General features: G+C 43.4%; 15 protein-coding genes. 12 read left to right on the top strand and 3 right to left on the bottom strand.

All coding sequences use genetic code 11. From position 1 onward, the window contains the following. Positions 1-1,012 precede the first annotated feature (1,012 nt). The 11 genes from NDA06_RS01385 to NDA06_RS01335 all read left to right on the top strand — a co-directional run bounded on the left by NDA06_RS01385 (position 1,013) and on the right by NDA06_RS01335 (position 16,624). Positions 1,013-2,857: a fatty acyl-AMP ligase gene (locus NDA06_RS01385; protein ID WP_190984607.1), complete on the top strand. Its 1,845-nt coding sequence runs from the start codon at positions 1,013-1,015 to the stop codon at positions 2,855-2,857. A 77-nt stretch (positions 2,858-2,934) separates the two neighbouring features. Beyond that, positions 2,935-4,743, top strand: coding sequence for an acyl-CoA dehydrogenase family protein (locus NDA06_RS01380; RefSeq protein WP_190984606.1), 1,809 nt, complete (start codon positions 2,935-2,937; stop codon positions 4,741-4,743). After that, positions 4,712-5,164 (top strand): acyl carrier protein, encoded by a 453-nt coding sequence (locus tag NDA06_RS01375; protein ID WP_190984605.1) that lies wholly within the window; start codon positions 4,712-4,714, stop codon positions 5,162-5,164. Before NDA06_RS01380 ends, NDA06_RS01375 begins: the two co-directional genes overlap by 32 nt. A gap of 187 nt (positions 5,165-5,351) precedes the next feature. Further along, complete coding sequence (locus tag NDA06_RS01370) at positions 5,352-6,815, top strand: MBOAT family protein (RefSeq protein ID WP_190984604.1); 1,464 nt, start codon at positions 5,352-5,354, stop codon at positions 6,813-6,815. Next, complete coding sequence (locus tag NDA06_RS01365; protein ID WP_190984603.1) at positions 6,815-7,780, top strand: hypothetical protein; 966 nt, start codon at positions 6,815-6,817, stop codon at positions 7,778-7,780. The genes NDA06_RS01370 and NDA06_RS01365 overlap by 1 nt, the downstream gene beginning before the upstream one ends. A 61-nt stretch (positions 7,781-7,841) precedes the next feature. Further along, complete coding sequence (locus tag NDA06_RS01360) at positions 7,842-9,191, top strand: NAD(P)/FAD-dependent oxidoreductase (protein ID WP_190984602.1); 1,350 nt, start codon at positions 7,842-7,844, stop codon at positions 9,189-9,191. A gap of 68 nt (positions 9,192-9,259) precedes the next feature. Continuing rightward, a complete protein-coding gene (locus NDA06_RS01355) occupies positions 9,260-11,095 on the top strand; it encodes a DCC1-like thiol-disulfide oxidoreductase family protein (protein WP_190984601.1) in 1,836 nt (611 codons plus the stop codon). 174 nt (positions 11,096-11,269) lie between these two features. Continuing rightward, a complete protein-coding gene (locus NDA06_RS01350) occupies positions 11,270-12,829 on the top strand; it encodes a glycosyltransferase family 39 protein (RefSeq protein ID WP_190984600.1) in 1,560 nt (519 codons plus the stop codon). 56 nt (positions 12,830-12,885) lie between these two features. After that, on the top strand, positions 12,886-14,439 hold the full coding sequence (locus NDA06_RS01345; RefSeq protein ID WP_190984599.1) for a hypothetical protein: 1,554 nt from the start codon (positions 12,886-12,888) through the stop codon (positions 14,437-14,439). A 60-nt stretch (positions 14,440-14,499) separates the two neighbouring features. After that, positions 14,500-16,137, top strand: a complete 1,638-nt coding sequence (locus tag NDA06_RS01340; RefSeq protein WP_190532356.1) for a glycosyltransferase family 39 protein — start codon at positions 14,500-14,502, stop codon at positions 16,135-16,137. Positions 16,138-16,336: 199 nt separating this feature from the next. Beyond that, positions 16,337-16,624, top strand: a complete 288-nt coding sequence (locus tag NDA06_RS01335; RefSeq protein ID WP_190674673.1) for a (2Fe-2S) ferredoxin domain-containing protein — start codon at positions 16,337-16,339, stop codon at positions 16,622-16,624. A 10-nt stretch (positions 16,625-16,634) separates the two neighbouring features. On the opposite strand, the gene NDA06_RS01330 is transcribed toward NDA06_RS01335, so the two are convergent. The 3 genes from NDA06_RS01330 to NDA06_RS01320 form a co-directional block, all read right to left on the bottom strand. Then, the gene (locus tag NDA06_RS01330) at positions 16,635-17,639 is read right to left on the bottom strand and encodes a folate-binding protein YgfZ (protein ID WP_190525726.1); all 1,005 of its coding nucleotides are present in this window, start codon (positions 17,637-17,639) and stop codon (positions 16,635-16,637) included. Positions 17,640-17,797: 158 nt separating this feature from the next. Continuing rightward, positions 17,798-18,442, bottom strand: a complete 645-nt coding sequence (locus NDA06_RS01325; protein WP_190674271.1) for a Uma2 family endonuclease — start codon at positions 18,440-18,442, stop codon at positions 17,798-17,800. A 43-nt stretch (positions 18,443-18,485) separates the two neighbouring features. Beyond that, entirely contained in the window at positions 18,486-19,424 is a 939-nt protein-coding gene (locus NDA06_RS01320; protein WP_190984598.1) for a hypothetical protein, read from the bottom strand. 269 nt (positions 19,425-19,693) lie between these two features. Between NDA06_RS01320 and NDA06_RS01315 the strand changes: the two genes are divergently transcribed. Next, positions 19,694-20,497: a phospholipase D-like domain-containing protein gene (locus NDA06_RS01315; protein WP_190984597.1), complete on the top strand. Its 804-nt coding sequence runs from the start codon at positions 19,694-19,696 to the stop codon at positions 20,495-20,497. The last annotated feature ends 9 nt before the right edge of the window (positions 20,498-20,506 follow it).

The following is a 20,506-nucleotide window of genomic DNA, read 5'->3' as shown; positions in this document are numbered from 1 at the left end:
AATACAGTTCGCTTAACTCTGCTTTATGTCTTTCTTGTGCATTTGTCCTGCCCGTGAGTTAGGAGACGCGATTCGCGATCTGCACTGCTAAAGAAGTCTGGCTCTCTTACTGTGCCATCTGCCTCTGCATTATACTTTCTACCCAACAGAACGCACCAAAGCGCTTAGATTGGCATCGCTTGGCTTTACCGGGTACTTCTCCTTGCTCGTGGGGTGGAGAGAAGCCATACGCTAACGGCGCTACTGGTAGATTTTTCGGGAAGTACCCTATCCCTTATTCTTTGAGAAAACTAGGTACTCCGAAATTGCCGTTTCTTCAGTATAGCTGTCTCTCTTTTTTGTAAAAAACAACACTCATACTAAATTAGTTACAAACCTTGACACACATATACAAGAATTTATATAACTGCTTATAGCTAATCCCACACATGGTCAATAAATTTGGCTGAGTATAGATTTCAGAAAATTACTTCAGCATAGCCTTCCGGCTTCTTACTACGAAAGGACTTCAAATCTTTTTGCCATCTTCCAAGCTGTAATGCTTACCAGCAAAGCAATTTAACTTTGCTGGTAGTCGCGTCTTTCGGAAACCAGCTTGTGCAAGAAGTTTTCATATTTGTAATTTAGATGACAGATTAATCGGACTTAACAATGAAATAACTTTACAAAATCTTTATAAAACTTTTTAGGTGCCATATCAAGAAAAGCAATGTAGGATAAGTTATTTGCCGTATTTAGTCGGGAGTTTAAAATATATTTTTTTAGTAAAGATTCGTAGAATTACTAGTCTTAAAGATAGACATCAGACCAAAATTGAAAAACTACCGAAAGGTTGATTTTTTTTTACTCAAGACCACTGTCTGTACCTTGCCGGATTGTTCAAGCTAGAAGCTTTTTTAAAATCTGAACAAAAACAATAAAGAAGATGAATTGTAGTTCTTAACCTTGATATGTCAATTTTCTGGTGCCGCGACCACTTCTCAATAAAGCTAGTAAGTTTCCATTAGTACTTATGAACACCGTTACACCAAGCGATATTGATTCTTCTACAGCTCAAAATTTTTCTACCCTGGTTGAACTGCTGCGGTGGAGGGCACTCCAGCAGCCGGAAAAGGTAGCTTATACTTTTCTGATTGATGGCAAGAAAGAAGGTTCCCAGCTCACTTATGCTCAGCTCGATCGTCAAGCGAGAGCGATCGCTGCCTTGCTACAACAGCATAATGCCAGAGGAGAGCGGGCACTACTGCTTTATCCACAAGGTCTAGAGGTTATTGCCGCTTTTTGCGGTTGCTTATATGCCGGGACAATTGCCATTCCCGTACCCCCACCGGAAGCGGGGCGATTGAAGCGAACCTTGCCCAGACTGCAAGCGATCGCGAAAGATGCCCAAGCTTCATTGGTGCTAACCACCTCTGGCATTCTTTCCCTCGTTGAAGAGTACGACGAGAAAATTCCGGAATTTCAGGCAATGAGCTGGATTGACACCGAGCAGGTAGACCTGTCTCTGGCTGAAACCTGGCAAGATCCAGCCGTAACCAGCGATATGCTGGCCTATCTCCAGTACACCTCAGGCTCCACTTCCACTCCTAAAGGTGTGATGCTCAGCCACAGTAACGTAATGTTCCACTCAGCGAACCTCCAAAAAGCCTGTGGCTACACCCCGGACAGCGTAACTGTGGCGTGGATGCCTTACTTCCACGATTACGGACTGGTTGAAGGACTCATCCAACCCCTCTACAACGGTATCCCCTGCTACGTGATGTCACCCTTCGCCTTTATCAAACGGCCATTCCACTGGCTCCAGGCGATTTCGCGCTACAAAGTGACCCATAGCCAAGGCCCTAACTTTGCCTACGATCAATGCGTGCGTAGGATTACACCAGAACAACGCGCCACCCTGGACTTGAGTAGTTGGCGTGCAGCAGGCAATGCCGCTGAGCCAATCAACCCCCAAGTTATGGAAAGTTTTTACGAAACCTTTGCACCATCCGGGTTTCAGTGGAATGCTTTTTGTCCTGCCTACGGATTGGCTGAGGCAACTTTGTTAGTATCCTTCTCTGCACAAACCGCAACACCCGTTTTGTGCAATCTCGATCCGGCAGCACTAGAAAAAAATCGCATCGTTCCAGCCTCCAAAAATCAAGATATTGTGCGGACAGTTGTTGGATGCGGAACTAAAGTGTGCGACACCAAGATAGCGATCGTGCATCCAGAGAAACTTACCCGATGTGCTGCTGATGAAGTCGGCGAGATTTGGGTATCCGATCCTAGCGTGGCTCACGGCTACTGGCAGCGACCCGAAGAATCAGAACGCACCTTCCGGGCACGCATCGCAGATACAAATGAAGGGCCATTTCTACGTACCGGCGATTTGGGATTCTTAAAAGATGGCGAGCTATTTATCACGGGGCGCATCAAAGATTTAATTATCATCCGAGGCACCAATCACTATCCTCAAGATATTGAATGGACGGTGCAAGAAAGCCATGCAGCGCTTCGACCCGAACATGGCGCAGCCTTTTCAGTGATGGTGAATGGCGAGGAGCGACTGGTAATTGTCCAGGAAGTCGAGCGTCATACCCAGAATCTAGACACCAATGAGGTCATGGGAGCCATCCGTCAGGTGGTATCGGAACAGCACGAGCTACAGGTTTATGCTGTGGTATTGGTGAAGCCGGGAAGTATCCTGAAAACTTCCAGCGGCAAGATTCAACGTCAGGGTTGTCGAGCAGCTTTCTTAGCAGGAAGTCTAGATGTCGTCGCGGATTGGAGCGAAAATCCTCAAGCCACGGCAAAGTTTCAAAGTCTCAAGGGAGAAGTAGAATCCCTGTTGCAGAAAGTGCAAACTCCTAAATAGCGATTGGGAATTGGGAATTGCGAATTGCTTGCGATTACCCACACCGATAAGCCATTACCCATTACACGGAGAATTCAATGCATCAACTAAAACAGTACTGGGTCGCTGAAGCGCTCGAAAAGGACTTAGGCGATCCAACACAGCCGGAAAGCGTGATGTCTTTCAAAAGCGTCATGGAGCTGGACGAGCGCGAAGAATTTCCAGAAAAAGACGTTGAATGGCTTTATAACTGGAATCTTCATCACTACCACATCCCCGTGGAATACGGTGGAGAGCTGAAATCTTATGAAGAATTCGTCGCTTTTGTTAGAGTTTTGTCCAGACGTGACCTAACGACATCGATAACTTTTAGCACGCTTTTCTGGTCTGGTTTAGTTTGGATGGCAGGCACCCACGAACAGAAACAAAAGCTGGCAAAGTTTATTAAAGATAAACATGGTGCCATGTGTCTTGCTTATTCAGAAAGGGCACACGGAAGCGACCTAGTTGCTAGTGATGTGCAGGCAACTAAGGTTCCCGGTGGTTATCTGCTGAATGGGGAAAAATGGCCAATTAACCGAGCGACAATTTCTGGAATTTCAGTTGTGCTTGCCAAAACAGATGACAGTGGCGGGGCACGTAGCTTGTCGCTGTTTGTTGTTGATAAAAGTGAAATTGATCCAGCGGGGTATTCCAATCTTCCTAAGATCAAGACTTTGGGAATTCGCGGTTCTGATATGAGCGGAATCCGTTTTGATAATTGCTTTGTACCTGAAGAAATGCGTCTGGGGCAAGAAGGAGCGGGTTTAGAATTGGGGCTGAAAGGCTTTCATCTAACCCGGACGTTGTGTGCAGCCTTTTCTTTAGGATCGGCGGATACAGCCCTGAGAACGGTGCTGAAGTTTTCTCTAGGACGGAAATTATACGGCAAAACAGTTTTCGATATTCCTCACCCCCGGACTACTTTAGTAGACGCTTTCTTAGATATTTTGGTCTGCGATTGTGTCACGATTGCGGGGGCAAGAAGTTTTCATGTCGCGCCGGAGCAATCTAGCGTTTCGTCTATCTTCGTGAAATATTTTGTGCCTATAACGGTTGAAAAGTTAGTTCAAAACCTTTCCGTAATTCTAGGGGCACGTTTCTATTTGCGCGAAGGTCACGATGAGGGAATTTTTCAAAAAGTTGTCCGAGATAATGCCATTATTAGCGTGTTTGATGGCAGTACGGTTGTTAACTTGCACGCGCTGATTTTACAGCTTCGTCAGATGGCGAAATACCGGGCGAAAAGAAATGCTGCCACTTATGAGGGATTGCGATCGCGTCTGGAAACCCGGTTTTCTCTAGAAGCACCGCTACCACCGTGCGAACGGGCAAAATTTGAGCTGTTCAGTCGGGGATGCGATGACGTTTTACAAGGTCTGGAAATCTCTCTAGAACACTTGTATGACTTAAAGACAGATTCCAGCGTCGATGCTGAAGTGTTGCAGAAGCTGATAACACTGACAAGCGCCGTCCTTGAAGAACTCGACGCACAGGATGAATTCTTGGCAAGCTCAGGTTTTGAATTCGGACACGATCAGTCTCCTGAGTTATTTGAACTAGCTAAGAAGTACTGCACATTGCACGCAGCCGCAGCTTGCGTACATATGTGGATTTACAACCGAAAAGTCTTGGGTGACTTTTTTGCCAAAGGTGAATGGTTGGCAATTTGTCTGAACAGACTCCTGATGACTTTTCGACCTTCATCAGGTATCATTCCTAGCATTTACATCGAGAATGTTGCCCAAGAACTTCTCAAGCTTGACCGAGAAAACAAGATGTTTTCGATTGTCCCCGTCCAACTAGCCCAAGTTCAATCACCAGAGGAGAAAACCCATGCAGCTTCAGAACTCCAGCTCCAAGCCTAGTGAAGATTTAAGCAAAAACAATTTACAAGACGAGAATATGATTGTTGAAAACTCCCCTGCTGAAGCGATTCAATCCTGGCTAGTTACCAAGCTTTCTAAGCAACTTTCACTCAATGCAAAAACTATTGATGTCCGCGAACCTTTGACGCGCTACGGTCTGGATTCCATCGATGCTGTTACCTTAGTGGGCGATTTAGAAGATTGGCTAGGATGCGAGCTTCCTTCTACTCTGCTGTGGGATTATCCAACTATTGAAAAATCTGCTGAATACTTGGTTAAAGAGTTTGATGTCTCAGCGGCAGTGTCTCCAGTTGCGTCTAGCAATGTCAAGGATGCTAGTGACGATAAAACTGAAAAAGTAGAGGCATCTTCCAAGCCTTCTGGCTGGGGCGGTCTGTGGAACCGAATTAGCGGCAGCTAGAGTAAGATATCTGGTTGGTAATTGGGAATTGGGAATTGGTTAAAGATTTTATCGCTGTTGTGGTGACTGTAAATCTTCAACTTCGGACAAGGAAGAATAACCCATTCTTGATGACTAATTACCAATCGTTAAATACTGGATAAGATAATAACTTTTAAACCCTAAAAAATAGGGAGGAAACAGTCAATTGAATTTCTCTGATTTCTCCTTCTGGTGGGTACTTCTTCTGATCGGCGTTCCCTTCTTCACGGTTCGCTATATAGGCAAGTACCTGAACATTTGGCGAGATTACTTGGATAGCATCGGGTTGATGGCGCTGTCGCTGATGCTGTTTGTGAATGCGTCGCGCTCCAGCTTTATCATCTTTGCTTTTGAGATTATCTTTAACTACTTGATGGTGCGCCTGATGTTGCGCCGTCGAGGTTGGGAGTCGCAAGCGATCGCAGCAGTTGTGATCGGAATCGACGTCGCCATCCTTGCCTACTTCAAATACGTGAACTTCTTTGTGGAAGATGTTCTAGGACTATTTGTGGGGGGAGTTGCTGAAAGTTGGCAGCAGAGAGGCGGCATTCCTGGTGCAGGTGCAATTCCTCCAGGGATTTCGTTTTACACCTTCCAGATGGTTGCTTTTGTAGTGGATTCATTCAGAAGCAAAAATAAGCAGCCAATTGGAGTTGTTGATTACATCAACTTTGTTTCCTTCTTCCCGCAAGTCGTCGCTGGCCCGATTGAGCGCCGAGCTGACTTGTTTCCTCAAATTGAATCATTCCGCTTTAAGTTCTCCGCAGAAAACTTTGAGGACGGTCTCAAGTGGCTGTCTTTGGGCTTGTTTATGAAGTTGGTACTGGCGGATAACTTGTCGCCGTACATCAACTTGCAAGAAACAGGAAATGTCTGGCTGGTGTGGCTATCTATCTACTTGTTCACTCTGAGGATTTACTTTGATTTTGCTGGATATAGTTTCATCGCACTAGGTTTAGCTAAATTTGTAGGCGTTCAGCTAACACTCAACTTCATCGCCCCTTACACTTCACCCAGCATCCAAGAATTTTGGCGTCGTTGGCACGTAACGCTAAGTACCTGGTTTAGAGACTACGTTTTCCTTCCCTTGATGGGCGCAAAGAAGCAGTGGGCTGCCTTCTATCTGTTCGTCACGTTTACGCTCTCAGGGTTTTGGCACGGAGCCGCTTGGAATTTCATCATTTGGGGTGCTTATCATGGCTTGTTACTGCTAGTTCTGCGATATGCGGGTCGCCCTTTTTACCGCTTTGTTGGCGAACGTTTATTCATGCCTCAGTTCTTATCGTGGGCGCTAACGTTTGGTTCGGTGATGCTGGGCTGTCTATTCTTCATGGAGTCAGATATGACTCGTCTGGGACAGAAGCTGCAAACACTGGTGACGCCTTGGGCGTACTCGTTCTCAAATTTGGGAGCGGCAATGAGTTCCTTTAGTGCGAATGAGGGTGCGGTCTTAGTTTTGATCCTCTTTCTCACAACGGCGGAATTGTTCTTGGAACACCTCGCAGTTTGGCAAAAACGGACGAATGAATATGATTTGCTGTTATCCCCTTGGGTAACTCGCGTTCTGTTAGGTTTGACCATCTTGCTAGCTGCAAATACCCCTTCTAAATTTATTTACTTCGAGTTCTAATGTGGAAACCTCTAAAGCTTGCTAGTTGGATAGTGATCGCTGGCTTAGCCTGGTCTGTTGGGTACCTTTACAACGTGCGCTACGGTGGAGAACTGAGCTGGCTGCGTGCTATGTACGAACGAAAGGTAGCGCTGGCAAGCCAAATTGAAGCACCCCACCGCCTCCTGATAACGGGTGGTTCTGGAGCGCACTACACGTTGAATACCAAGCTAATGGAGCAAGAACTCGGCATTCCCGTATTCAACATGGGGTTAGATGGCCCAATTGGTTTAGATGTCATCCTTCCGAGCGTTTTGAGTCAAGTTCGCCGGGGCGACATTGTGCTTCTGATTCCAGAGTACCTGCTGCTGTTGGATGAGGATGGGTTGGGCGATCGCTCTGGTTCGTTTGGGATGGCAATTGGACAGCCCGGTTTGGGAGGAATCCCTCCCAAACAGTTGGCTCTAGACGCAATGATGCTAGGGGTTCCGACTCTTAGAGGAATTACTAAGTCGAGCTTGGAGGTGATTGAAAAAGGAAAAATGACTGGCTACTACTCCGATCCGGTTGACGAACGTGGCGACCCTACCGTAACGAAAGAACGCGCTGGGAACTGGTGGCAGATGACATTTCAAGAACCCGTATCCAAACACGCGCTTCAGCGAATCGCTAAATTCCGTGAAGAAGTCGAGGCAAAGGGAGCAACTTTAGTTCTGTCATTGCCGTGGGTCTATGCGAACAGCAGTGACGAGAAGACGATTCGTAACGTTAAAAAGACGGCTGAGGAACTGAGCAAAATCGCTCCTTTGATCTACGAAAAAGACTCGTTGAACCTGAAGAGTGACTCTAACTTGTTCGCTGATACCCACTATCACCTGAAGCCGGAAGCCAGAACAATCCGGGCAATGGAGCTGGTTCAACAGCTAAAACCAGCGATCGCTCAGCAACTGACAGCGCCCAACTCCACGACCAAAGTGCCGCAATAGCGAATCGCTTTAGCTATTCGCGTTTGATATCAAGCTTATTTACCAAAACCCTGTCAATGATATGGACGGCAAGCTAGACGGTACAAAGCATCAAAGAAAGGTCAGTTCTACTCCCTCTGAATCTGGGAGCGCTACTCCCACCCGGATTTGCATTCTCGGTGGGGGCTTTGGTGGTCTTTACACTGCTTTGTACCTGCGCCGTTTTCCCTTACTCAAATCAAGTCGATGCGAAATTACCCTGGTTGAGCAAAAAGATCGCTTTCTCTTTACCCCCTTGCTATACGAACTGGTGACAGACGAACTGCAAGCGTGGGAAATCGCTCCTTCTTATCAAAAGCTATTAAGAAACACTAATATTCGGTTTTGTCAAGAGACGATTCAGGAGGTTAATTTACAAACGCGCCAGGTAAAGCTTGAATCCGGTGAGGCTCTCGCTTACGACTACCTAGTTTTAGCAGTCGGGGGAGAAACGCGCTTAGAGGGCGTTCCTGGAGCTGGCACTTATGCCCAAACCTTTCGCAGTTTGGCGGATGTAGAGCTTCTGAAACAACAGCTATACGAGTTTGAGCTTTCTGAGCAGGAACAAATGCGGATTGCGATCGCGGGCGCTGGTCCTAATGGCGTAGAACTCGCTTGCAAAATCGCTGACCGGCTACAGAAACGAGGGCAGGTACTGCTGATTGACCGGGGCAATCAAATTCTAAAAACCTTTTCCGCTCATACTCAAGCTGCGGCTCACCGTGCTTTATCAAGTCGTGGTGTGCGGGTAAAACTAGAAACGAGCATCCACCGCATTGAACCTGACCAAATTACCCTAGTTCGGGATGGTCAGATTGACACTTTGCCTGTAGATTTGGTATTTTGGACGGCTGGAACCCGGCAGATTGATTGGGTGCGCGAACTTGATTGCCAGCATAATAACCAGGGACAACTGATTTCTTGCCCTACCTTACAATTAGTTGACTATCCAGAAGTGTTTGCTTTGGGGGATTTGGCAGAAATTTACAATCCCCGTGGCGCACGGGTGCCAGCAACCGCTCAAGCCGCTTTTCAACAGGCAGATTGTGCTGCTCGCAACATTTGGGCAGCGATCGCGGGCAAACGCTTACGGCGCTTCCGCTATTTGCACTTAGGAGAGATGGTGACTTTGGGAAAGGGTGCGGCTGCGGTTTCTAGCTTTGGTCTGAATTTAGAAGGGCGCTTGGCATCGATTACTAGACAAGTCGTTTACCTCCAGCGCCTGCCAACCGTGCCTCACCGCCTCCGAGTAGTGAGAAACTGGATTTATCAAGCGATTCGGCGGGTTGTTTTAACAGTCTGGAAGTGGCTGGCAGCAATCCGGCGGTTAGGGTCCAATAGTTTGGGAAAGCGGCGATTGGCGGCGAATTACTCCAGGCGATCTAAGTATTAAATTTAACAAACGGCAATTGCTTACTGCCGTTAACCATGAAAAAATTTTCCATCAAGGTCTAATGTTTTATGGCTTCTACTCAGCAAAAATCTAAAGCCATTTTTACTTCCAAGCTTGAGCACCTGTTTGGGTTAGACCTGCGATCGCTAGCCCTGTTTCGGATTGGTTTGGCGCTGGTTGTTCTTGCCGATTTAATCATTCGGGCGGGGGATCTGACAGCACATTATACAGATGCTGGAGTGATGCCGCGATCGCTACTAACTACTATCTTAAAACCTTGGTATTGGTCAGTTCATGCGCTGGGCGGTCAAACCTGGTTTCAAGCCATTCTGTTTTTGCTAGCTGGATTTGTGGCTTTAGCGCTATTGGTGGGATACCGAACCCGGTTAGCAGCGATCGCAACTTGGGCGCTGATGGTATCTCTCCACAACCGAAACCCAGCTTTGATTTTCGCGGCGGATGATGTAATTCGCGCGCTGCTTTTCTGGGCAATGTTTTTGCCCTTGGGCGCTTATTACTCGATTGACAGTGCCCTAAATACATCTACCCAAAAATTACCCAAGCGCATCCTCTCCGGTGCCACCCTAGCACTTACGCTACAGCAATGCTTTATCTACATCTTTTCGGCGGCTTTTAAAGCGAAGAGTCCACTTTGGTGGCCTGATGGCAGTGCGGTTTACTATGCTTTGAGTTTCGACCAATACGCTACACCCTTTGGTCAATTCCTACTTAGCCTGCCTTCTGCACTTTTAGTCTTGCTCACCTTTAGCGCCCTGTGGTTAGAAACCCTTGGCCCCTTGTTCCTCTTCGTTCCCTTCCGTACCAGTTTTTTCCGCTGCTGTGCAGTTATCTCGTTTATCCTCTTACATATCGGGTTTGGCTTGTCGTTTGTGCTGGGAATTTTTCCGTTTCTCAGCACAGCCAGTTGGCTAGCTTTCATCCCGACTGAAGTTTGGGACTCGGTATCTAAGCGGCTGTATACCCCAGAACGAGCCGGACTCCAGATTTACTATGATGCCGACTGTGGCTTCTGCAAGAAGGTTGTCCACCTGATTCGCACTTTCTTGATATTGCCTGCACAGACGCCACTGCTCTTAGCTCAGGACGATCCCTCGATTTTTGCAGATATGCAAGCGAAAAATTCTTGGGTAGTAGTGGATTGGCAAGGAAACAGGCATTTTAAGTGGGAAGCGATCGCTTACGTTTGTAGTTTATCCCCAATATTTAAGCCACTGGTTCCCCTTCTCAAATGGGGGCCTGTGATGTCTGTAGGAACGAAATTTTACGAGACAATTGCATCTAACCGTAGGGCTGCTGGTAACTTTACAAAACCCTTCAAGTTCCGTCCCCTTGAAGTACGTTCTTCGCGACCGATGAATATAGTGACGTTACTCTTGCTAGCTTATGTCACTATCTGGAACTTCAGAAGTTTTGCTCCTGAGAAATTTAATCGAAAAGCCTTAAATTCGATTGACTGGATTAGCCGAATTTTGAGGGTAGATCAATCTTGGAGTATTTTTGCCCCCGCTCCCCCCAGAGATGATGGTTGGCACGTAATCCCAGGCAAGTTGAAAGATGGAACTGAAGTTAATGTTTTGAGAGATGGGGAGCCTGTAAGTTGGGAAAAGCCGAGTCGGAAGAGTCGAAACGCCCTCTATCAAAATATGCAATGGCGCACCTATTTCATAAACCTCAATCGCGCCATCGGCAAACAGCTTTATCCCTACTATGGACAATACCTCTGCCGCGACTGGAACGCTCGGTACCAAGGTTCAAAACAACTAGATAACTTTGAAATTGACTTTATGAACGAGAGAACCGTGCCACCCGGTCAACCTCAGAATGTCGAGAAGAAGCCCGCTTGGCAGCAATCCTGCTCACAGAATCCCGAACAAAACAAGTAAGAGGCATCAAAGAAAAAGTTTGCTTTGACAAGCGTAAAACACTTATCATTCAAATTTTTTCCAGTCGGTTGACCGGATAAAACTTACTATTTAAAGTTTGCGTTTTGCCAGTCACATCGGCTCTGTCTTTCTTCGTCCTAACTTGATATCTAGCGCTATTGTTAAACATTTAAAATGCTTAAATTCAAATTTTGGGATCTTGATAGCAAGAATAAGCAAAAACTTAAAGCTTATTTAAGTATATTTATTTTTTTTTGGACGCTCTTTATATTGAGTAATTGCGGATTTGATTATGCCGAAGGCTCCTTCCACTACAAACTTGCAGAACATATTGTTAGCACTGGGCAATTAGGTTTTGATACTCCACAAGAGGGAATTTTTTCAATAGCACCCAATGGGAGAACTTATGCTTCCCAAGAAATCGGTAATACAATATTTTTTCTACCTACCGCCTTTATTAATGTAATTTTAGAAAGGATTTTAGCTCCTTTCACTACGGTAAAAGTTATATCTATAACGAAGGAATTTATACGTTCATTTCAGCCCGGGTTTTATTCTGCACTCACAGTCACTGCTTTTTTCGGTATCTTGCGGTTTCAGTTTGGTCAAGCTATCTTACCCAGCTTTATCGCAACCTTATGCCTAGCCGTCAGCACTTATTTTTGGACTTATACCAGAGAATCCTTTGATGGAGTTCTCTGTTCTACATTATTGACTACATCTTTTCTGCTGTTATTAAATTTTAGAAACAACAAAAAAAATCAGTATTTAATACTAGCTTTTATTTGTTTGGGTTTTTCTTTAATTACTAGAATTTCCATGATTTTAGCTATAGTAGCTTCACTTGGTTATCTAGTACTTATTAGCAGACTATCTTTGCTCAGGCGAGCAAAGAATGTTGCCACTGCATTACTGATAATCTTCCCTTTTTTAGTATGGCAATCATGGTACAACCATCTAAGAACTGGATTTTTCTACCTTTCCCCGGTTCAAACAGACGCCAAATATTTGGGTAACAATGCGTTGGATGGAAATATCTTTATAGGATTGACAGGTCTTTTGCTGAGTCCTGGAAAAAGCATATTTATATATGCCCCTTTATTAATCCTATCTGTTGTTCTATTTAGAAAATTCTTTAAGGAGCATAAAAAAGAAGCTTTGTATATATTGGTACTGACAATAGCTTGGTTTCTACTGCATGCAAGATTAAGGAGTTGGTATGGTGGCGGAGGATGGGGACCCCGTTATCTAGTGACCATCCTGCCCATTCTCTTTTTGCCCTTTGCAACCAATATGGAATATGTTTTACAAAGAACCTCGTTGAAGCTCTCAGCAATTTTTCTAGCTGGTTTTGGTTTCATTCTCTCATTTTCATCAATTCTTTCACATTGGTACTGGAGACTAGAATTCGCTAGAAAAGATGAAGTAGCCTATGTCTGGAAGTTCTCAAATAGCCAGTCATTGGATATGTTGAAGAGTGCAGCGAGAAATCTTCTCAATTCCTTTAAAATTGCTACTCATTCTCCAGGAATTCAAAACCAAAATTTATGGTATTTAAATTCAGGCATAGAAGCTTACGGTAGTCATACTGTAAATCTCTGGCCTAACTCTCTTGTGTTTATCGGTGTTCCTTGGTATTTAGTAGCGACTTCAGTCGCCTTTTTATTGTTGATGATGTACTTATCTATTCGGAACATTTTTAATCTGGAAGATACTAGCAAAATGGCAGATTAAATTAATTTAAGTGACAAAAAGAAAGAATAACTTTTTTAAGGAATAGGGTTAAACCAGTGTTCAATCTTAAGAAGAATCCAGCCAACATTACTGCATATACTTTAATCGTATTATCCTTAGTTTTTGGATTTTTTATACGCCTATTCAGTGTTCTCAGATATACCACTTTTTTTTATTACGATCAGGCCAGAGATGCTGAAATCTACATGAAGATGTGGCAAGGAAATTGGCCTATATTAGGCCCTTCTGCCTCTGTCGGAGGATATCATCTACCGCCTCTTTATTATTATCTAGTTTTTCCTTTTACTATATTTGGCTCAGATCCAGTTTTTACAGCTGTACCTAATGCATTATTCTCTTTTTTCTCTATTCCGCTTTTAATTTATTTAGTTTATGAACTATTAGAAAATGTTGAATTTTCCAAACGCCTTCTTCTGGCAGGCTTAGCAGGTTTTTGGTACAGTCTAATCTTCGGAGAAATTTTTATAAGTACGTTCCAGTGGAACCCCAGCCCTATTATATTTTTTCTGCTTTGTTTTACTTTACTCTATAAATACCAGTTGGAAGCTAGATTTTCTCTAGTTCCTCAATGCTTCTCCTGGATACTTTATGGGATTGTTTTAGCCATATTAATTAGCTTGCATTCCACAACTCTTTTTGTAATGCCAGTAGTTTTTATTGCCAGCTCTATTTTATTCATCTCAAAAAACCGCAGAACTCCTATTAGGTTTTTACTGCCTATCTTGTCCGTTTTAGCAGCATTTGTAGCTTTGTTTCCTTATTGGAAAGGAGAACTTAGTCGCGGTTGGTTGAATACCAAACAAATTATCGCTACTTTAACCAGCTCTAATCAAGAAGCTAATTCTAATATCTTAAGTAAGATTGGTAGGCTGGTATTTAATTATGTTGAACTAGGACAACAAGCCTATTTTACTGGAGAAGGTTGGTTTTATATTTTAACCTCTATTATTTTCTTAACAGTGGTTTTAACGGTAGCAATAGCCAAGTTTAAAGGGAACAAAACTATTTTTGCTTTTTTAGCATTTACTTGGTCTATTTATCTATATGCTGCTTCAAATTATCAAGGAATTTATTACATTCATTACAAACTTTTAATTTTAATCTCTCCAATGGTTTTGGCTGTCTTGAGTTTAGCTTACTTAGATTTATCTAAGAAAGCAGATAAATCTTTAAGTGCTTTTTTAATTGCAGGTATAGCTCTATCAATCTTGATTAATGCGAGTTATGACTATCAGTATTTAACCAGCAAATATAGCCAAAATAGACTGGTATCTACTTCGGACATTACTCAAATTTTAAGTCAATTACCTGCAAACTCAACAATCTGTACATTTGATCCGAAACCTGTCGGTTGGATGTCAATGTACCAGCCCTATAAATATATCGATCAATATATCACTAAAAAGAATTTCAATATTGTTAAAACTTTTTGTCAAGCAGGGAACTACCTAATTTATCCAAAGTCCTATATGGTACAACGTACTGATAACCTTTTTCCAGTTTTTAATGTTTATAGAAATCCAGATTTAACACAAGCTCATAGTACAGTTTTAGAAACTCAAGTTGCTGAGGTTCATCTTCTCCAGTAAAAGAGACCTTATTTTTGGGTAGGTTAAATATTTAGGGACTGAAATGGACGGACTAACCTCATGATGAAAATACAGGAATCGAGCCACAGGTTTTATTCAAAAGAGGTACGATTTTTTATCGCAATTTTATTAATCATAGGTCTTTTCTTTCGATTCGCTAACCTTGAAAAAAAAGTTTATTGGGGCGATGAAAGTAGCACTTCACGTCGGATTTCAGGTTATACCTTAGAAGAAGTTAAGCAGGAAGCTTCTAGCACTGGTGCAATCCCTGTAAAGGATTTGCAGAAATATCAGCGCCCTAATACTGAAAAAGATTTAACTGATATGATTAATTCTTTAGCAGCAACTGCTGAACATCCACCACTCTATTTTTTGTTAGCTCGGTTTTGGGCACAGTTGTGGGGAAACTCGGTGGCAGTGATGAGAAGCCTACCTGCTTTGATTAGTCTGCTTGCGTTTCCTTGTATTTATTGGCTATGTGTAGAATTATTTGAATTGCCTCTGGTGGGATGGATGGCAACCGGGCTGGTAGCTATTTCACCATTTCATATCTTATATGCTCAGGAAGCTCGTCAGTATAGCCTGTGGACTGTAGCAATTTTAATATCTAGTGCATCGCTTCTAAGAGCGATGCGAGTAAAAACAAAATCCGCTTGGGCTATGTATGCAGCAACCTTAATTTTAGGTCTTTATTCTCATTTATTTTTCCTGTTGACTGCCATTAGTCATGGAGTCTATGTATTTTCGCTAGAAAAGTTTCGAGCAAGTAAAACATTCATCTCCTATCTGCTAGCATCTTTAACAGCTATCTTACTTTTTATACCTTGGCTTCTGATTGCTCTTGCTAATTTGTCAACAGTCGATGAAGCAACCGAGTGGATGCGATCGACTTTTCCGATACAATCTTTAGTAAGAACGTGGATTTTAAATCTTAGTCGTATTTTTGTGGATTTTAATTACAGTTTTAAATATAGAAATTTTGGATTATATATTGCAATTTTTCTCTCGTTGATTTTAGTAATTTATGCAATTTACTTTCTTTGCCGCCGGACTGAAAAGCACGTTTGGTTGTTTATCTTGACGATGCTTGGAGTTACTGCAATCGCATTGACACTACCAGATTTAATCTCTGGAGGAAGACGCTCTGCTGTTGCTCGTTATCTTATCCCTTGTTACTTAGCAATAGAAATCGCAATTGCCTACCTACTTGCTGCTAAAATATCCTCATTTTCTGCTAAAAACTGGCAGCGGTGGCTATGGCAAATTGCTACAGTCGTCATCATTTCGGGAGGAGTTTTATCCAGCGCAGTCAGTTCTCAAGCACAAGAATGGTGGAATAAATATAACAGTTGTCACTATAAAGAAATCGCTCAGATTGTTAACCAGGCTAATTATCCACTTTATATCTGGTACAACTTACCTCCTTTTTCCTTGACTTACCTACTCGATCCCAAAGTTAAACTTCAGTCAGTTTCTAATCAACCTGTTCTTAAACCAGGTGAAGAGATTGACAGCAAGTTACCTATAAATTCTATTGCTAATGATTTCAGTGATGTATTTGTGGATTCTAAAAAGGCTTTGAAGGCTGTTCTCGATCGAGAACCAAGCTACCAGATAAAGAAAGTATATGAGTGGGAACAGCAGATAGATCCTGTTTACATTACGAAGACTACTCTCTGGCATTTAGCAAAACAGTAATGATTAGAAAAGTTGATTTTTTAAAATTGTCTGTTTAGCAAATTACAGCGCGATCACTCACCATACCAAAATTGCCGCTAACCTAGCATCGTTGTCTCGTGCAATTGCCTTGCCCTGGGTGGGAATCTGCCTGAGCTACCCTAGAATTGTAGGCTTCGGCTTCTTACCCAAAGGAGCAGAAATTTTTCTAACCTTTACCTTGTCTTGCTCTAAAAGTATTTTGATTTGCCAAAACCGCAGCTGCCGCAAGCAGGGTGCAGCTAAAGTTTTGGCAGCTTTCCAGGCGTCTGAAGTTCCCGACGTCACTGTAACAGGTAGCCAATGCTTAGGACAATGTGGCAACGGTCCTATGGTATTGGTGATGCCAGAAGAGGTTTGGTACAACCACGTCCATCCCGATGAAGTGCCAACAGTGATAGAACGACATTTGCGGGGCGGAAAACCTGTTGCAGCAATGCTTTATGGCAAATTTCACCAGCGTTCGTAGCGTATTGCCCCTAAACGTAGTCGTGTGTCACGAATGGCACCGCGACGAGTTCACCCTCGCTTTCCCCTACTTGTACTTTCAGCCCTTCACCACCGGCTTTGGTGCGGACGTAGCCGAGTCCAAAGGAACCTTGGTCGGTTTCGGTATAGCTGGTAAGTTTGCCGACTTTTTCCTCTCCAACGCTAATTACACTTCCTGGTTGGGCGGGTGTGTTGAGTCGGACGCCCCAAAGGTGTTGTTTGACCCCTTTATAAGTGTTTAAACGGGCAATTGTCTCCTGTCCGATGTAGCAGCCTTTTTCAAAGGAGATGGTTTGCCACAACCCTGCCTCTAGAGGATTGTAATCTTCAGTGAGTTCAAGGTCAGGTGCGGGGCGTCCTTGTTCAATTCGCAGATGTTCCCAGACGCGATCGCTCATCGGCACTGCCCCAGCTTGCGCTAAAGTATTCCACAGCGTTTCCTTATCAGCAGCAGAGAGAATCAGCGTGTATCCCGGCGTTGCCAAACCGCTGCCCACAGCTACCCGCACCTCGATATCCCCCACTGTCAATTGCTGATGAGAACCATCAGGTTGACCAATCATGGCACCCGCACCCAACTGTTCTAAGAGGGCATCACTCCCTGGCCCAATCAAGCTGAAGCTTGCAGTATTATCAGTTACATCGGTTAACTGCACCTTGTCGGCGAAAAAAATGTATTGGTCTAGCCATTTGAGCAGCTTCTCGCGCCGATTGGGTGAAACCAGCAGCAGGACTGCATCTTCCATCACATAGGCGGTGGTTAAGTCAATCGTTCGCGCTGTTGATGTGACAAAAACCGTATCGCAGCCTTGTCCTGGCTTGAGTCGCTGGAAATCGTTTGTACTCTGGTTGTGCAAAAATCGGATGCGATCGCCTTCGGAAACTTGAATCCGTCCCCAATGAGAGCGATCGCATACAGCAACCCCCTCCCGCGCCGCTTGGATAGCTGCTGCACTCTTGTCGTCAAAATTGCCGTCAATTGCAGATGTAGGCATGGTGATTGTTGCTAATCGTTTCAATTTTTACCTAGCATTTCTGCTAGTTTCTCTGACTTGAAAATCTTATCAAATAAGACTAATCAGCTTCAATCCGGTATTCAATATGAAGCTAACATACTGTGCAAATCGCTCTGAGTAAGGATATCAGGCAATAGTTACTGCTGAAATTGGGATAATAACCAAGCACCCACTAAGCTTTGATTTTCTTGGCGACTGCGCTGCAAAGCTTCTACTAGCACCGAAATCGCTAATCCCGGCAATACCTGAGACTCAGTAATTCTTTGACTTCCCCCAGCAGAGGTGATGGTAAAAGCAATAATTCTGATGTTCGCAACATCTACCACCCAATATTCCGCCACTCCTAAATCTTCGTATAGTAGCCGTTTTTGCCCGATATCATCAGATAGTGAAGTATTAGCAATTTCAATTACTAAATCTGGCGCTGGATATTGGTCTAAGTCAATGATTGAGGTTCCCCAAGGGATTACATCAGCATTTTCACCAATATAATAAGACACATCTGGTTGACTTTCTTGAACGCCTGTTTTTCTGAATGTACAGTTATCCCGTCCATTTATAGGAATGCCTTTGAGGGTAGCAAACAGGTTAGCAGCAAAGATAATAATAGTGTGATCGCTGGCGTGGTCAGAGCCGATAGGTGACATTTCTATCCTCAATTGTCCATTGTGGTAATAGCCTTTCGCTTGTTCTAGTTGCGGGTCTTCAATCGCATGGATATATTCATCCCAACTGGCTACAACCCAAGTATTTGTCGATATTTTTGTTTGTAATCCACTCATAGTTAAGGTTTTTTATAACGTGATTTAATGGGTATCTTTTTTTCTAAAAAGGCATTTGATCCCAAGCAGCATTTATCAAAAGCTTACCAAAATAAATTATAACTTCTTGTAAAACTTCACTTGAACGAATACACATCTGCCATGTGTAGGGAAAAAGTTTATTTTCATTAAGTATTAGATAAGTGTCGCTATTACTCAGGTTTTCCGGGCAAAACTCATCTAAAATAATGCTCGGTAAAACTTTATCGTAATGGTCATCACCATAGAGCCAAGTTTCGACTTCATTCAGATAAAAAGTACCTATTGTATGACCTTCCACTTCTAAAAGGTTCCAATAGTTAGGGTGTAATAACTCTAAAAAAACATCCTTTTTAGAAGGCAAGACCAAAAACTTTCCTGCTATAACCTCCTCAGCTTCTTCTAAAACTTTACTATCTATCCAATATTTTAGTATTAGTAAATATGGTTCTAATATGTAATGAGGAATACAAAGACTTAAACTATCTTCGTGTTGGAATAAAATTAGTTGATGGCGTTTATCTCCGTCATAAGGAGCATGGAATCGATAGCCTCTGTTTTGCAATGAACCAGTCATCTTAAACAATTTATTGAAACCCAGTTTTTCTAGCATACTGGTAGCCAACAACATTAGAGTCTCCCCTGTTTCATTCTCCTTCATGCTTGATGAGATTAAGTTAGGTACATCATTTTGCTTTACTTGTTCCAAGTCGTCATCATCTAGTTGCATGCTGAAAGCACTAAAGAGACAGCGAATAGACTCCTTATCAACTCCTTTTTCACCTTTCAATATTTTCCTAATAGTGCCAGTGTCTAAACCATCCTCTTTAAAAGTACGGGTCAGGTCTCGTATTTTTTCCTGAGTACACCGCTCACCATGCTGAGTTTCCCGCTCTCGCTTCGCCTCATTGAGCTTTTTCGCTCCTTTAGGAGTGAGGATGTAACCACGATTACGTTTTGGCATTTGTAGAGGCAATAGTTGACGTAGCTTAAATTCCCGATGCGGATGTTTAGGTTAACTTTCGGGAAGATAAGGGATTTCTCCTGATCTTAAGCCAGTTAGCCTATTTCAGCAATTGAAGTGTCTAGAGATTGGAAAGATTGTCATTACTGACTTTGCCAAAGGGTAGCAGAAAACTTTAAATTCACGGTTTAACTGCTTGGACTTCGCTGGATTAGCCTTGATCGAACCTGCATACTGTACTCAGTTATTTAGTAGAGAGATCAATCAAGATGACCCCAGAAGCTATTAAAAACATTACCTTTTTTCCTGCTAGCTTCGATATCATCAGCCTATTAACATTGCAGAAACAGCAGGCACATTGCCAAAAATGCCTTGCTGTCTTGCCTAGAATGCGGCGGAACCAGAAGCGGCAGATTTACTGCCCAGTGTGCCAAGTTCAGTATGTCACTTACAGCAATTTCCAAATCGAGCAATTTCAGTCTTATTTCCGGAAGCAATGTCTTTATATTGAGATAAAAGACCCAATCGAACACTGCAAGCAGCTGGCAATGATAGCGAGTAATGTAATGCACAGTCCAGACTATCCACCGCTTCAAGGCTTGTTACAAGCATTTAACCAAGCACAGTGTTTTGTCCATGTCACCAGTTGGGGGATTAGCCATCAATTTTTGGGCTTTCTGAAAATGGCAGCACAGCGGGTTAAAGTACGAGGAATTGTCTCTTTACCTCCCGATCAAGCTTGGCTATTACCTGAATTAGAGTGCTATAAAAACGAAGCACCAAATCTGGAAATAAAAGCTGTTTGCGCCTCAAGTCACAGATGGGATGAACTACCTCATCAAAAATTAGTCGTGATTGATGGCTTACTGGCTTTTAAAGGTAGCGCTAATCTCACCCAAACTGCGTGGCGGAAAGCTGAAAAAGGTCTTGACGAGTTAGAAGTTATCACCGATGTTGAAAAGGTTATCAACCTGCACAACCGCTACTTTTCACCTGTTTGGGCTGACTTGAGCGAATACGGCGACGCGATCGCAATCAGCATAAATAATCTGTCTGACGAGACTGCCGCTTGAAGAAAAAGC

It is taken from the genome of Trichocoleus sp. ST-U1, from assembly GCF_039961835.1.
Classification (GTDB): domain Bacteria; phylum Cyanobacteriota; class Cyanobacteriia; order Cyanobacteriales; family FACHB-T130; genus FACHB-T130.
The sequence above is the reverse complement of the archived record's forward strand: the minus strand, read 5'-3'. Positions and strand labels throughout refer to the sequence as shown.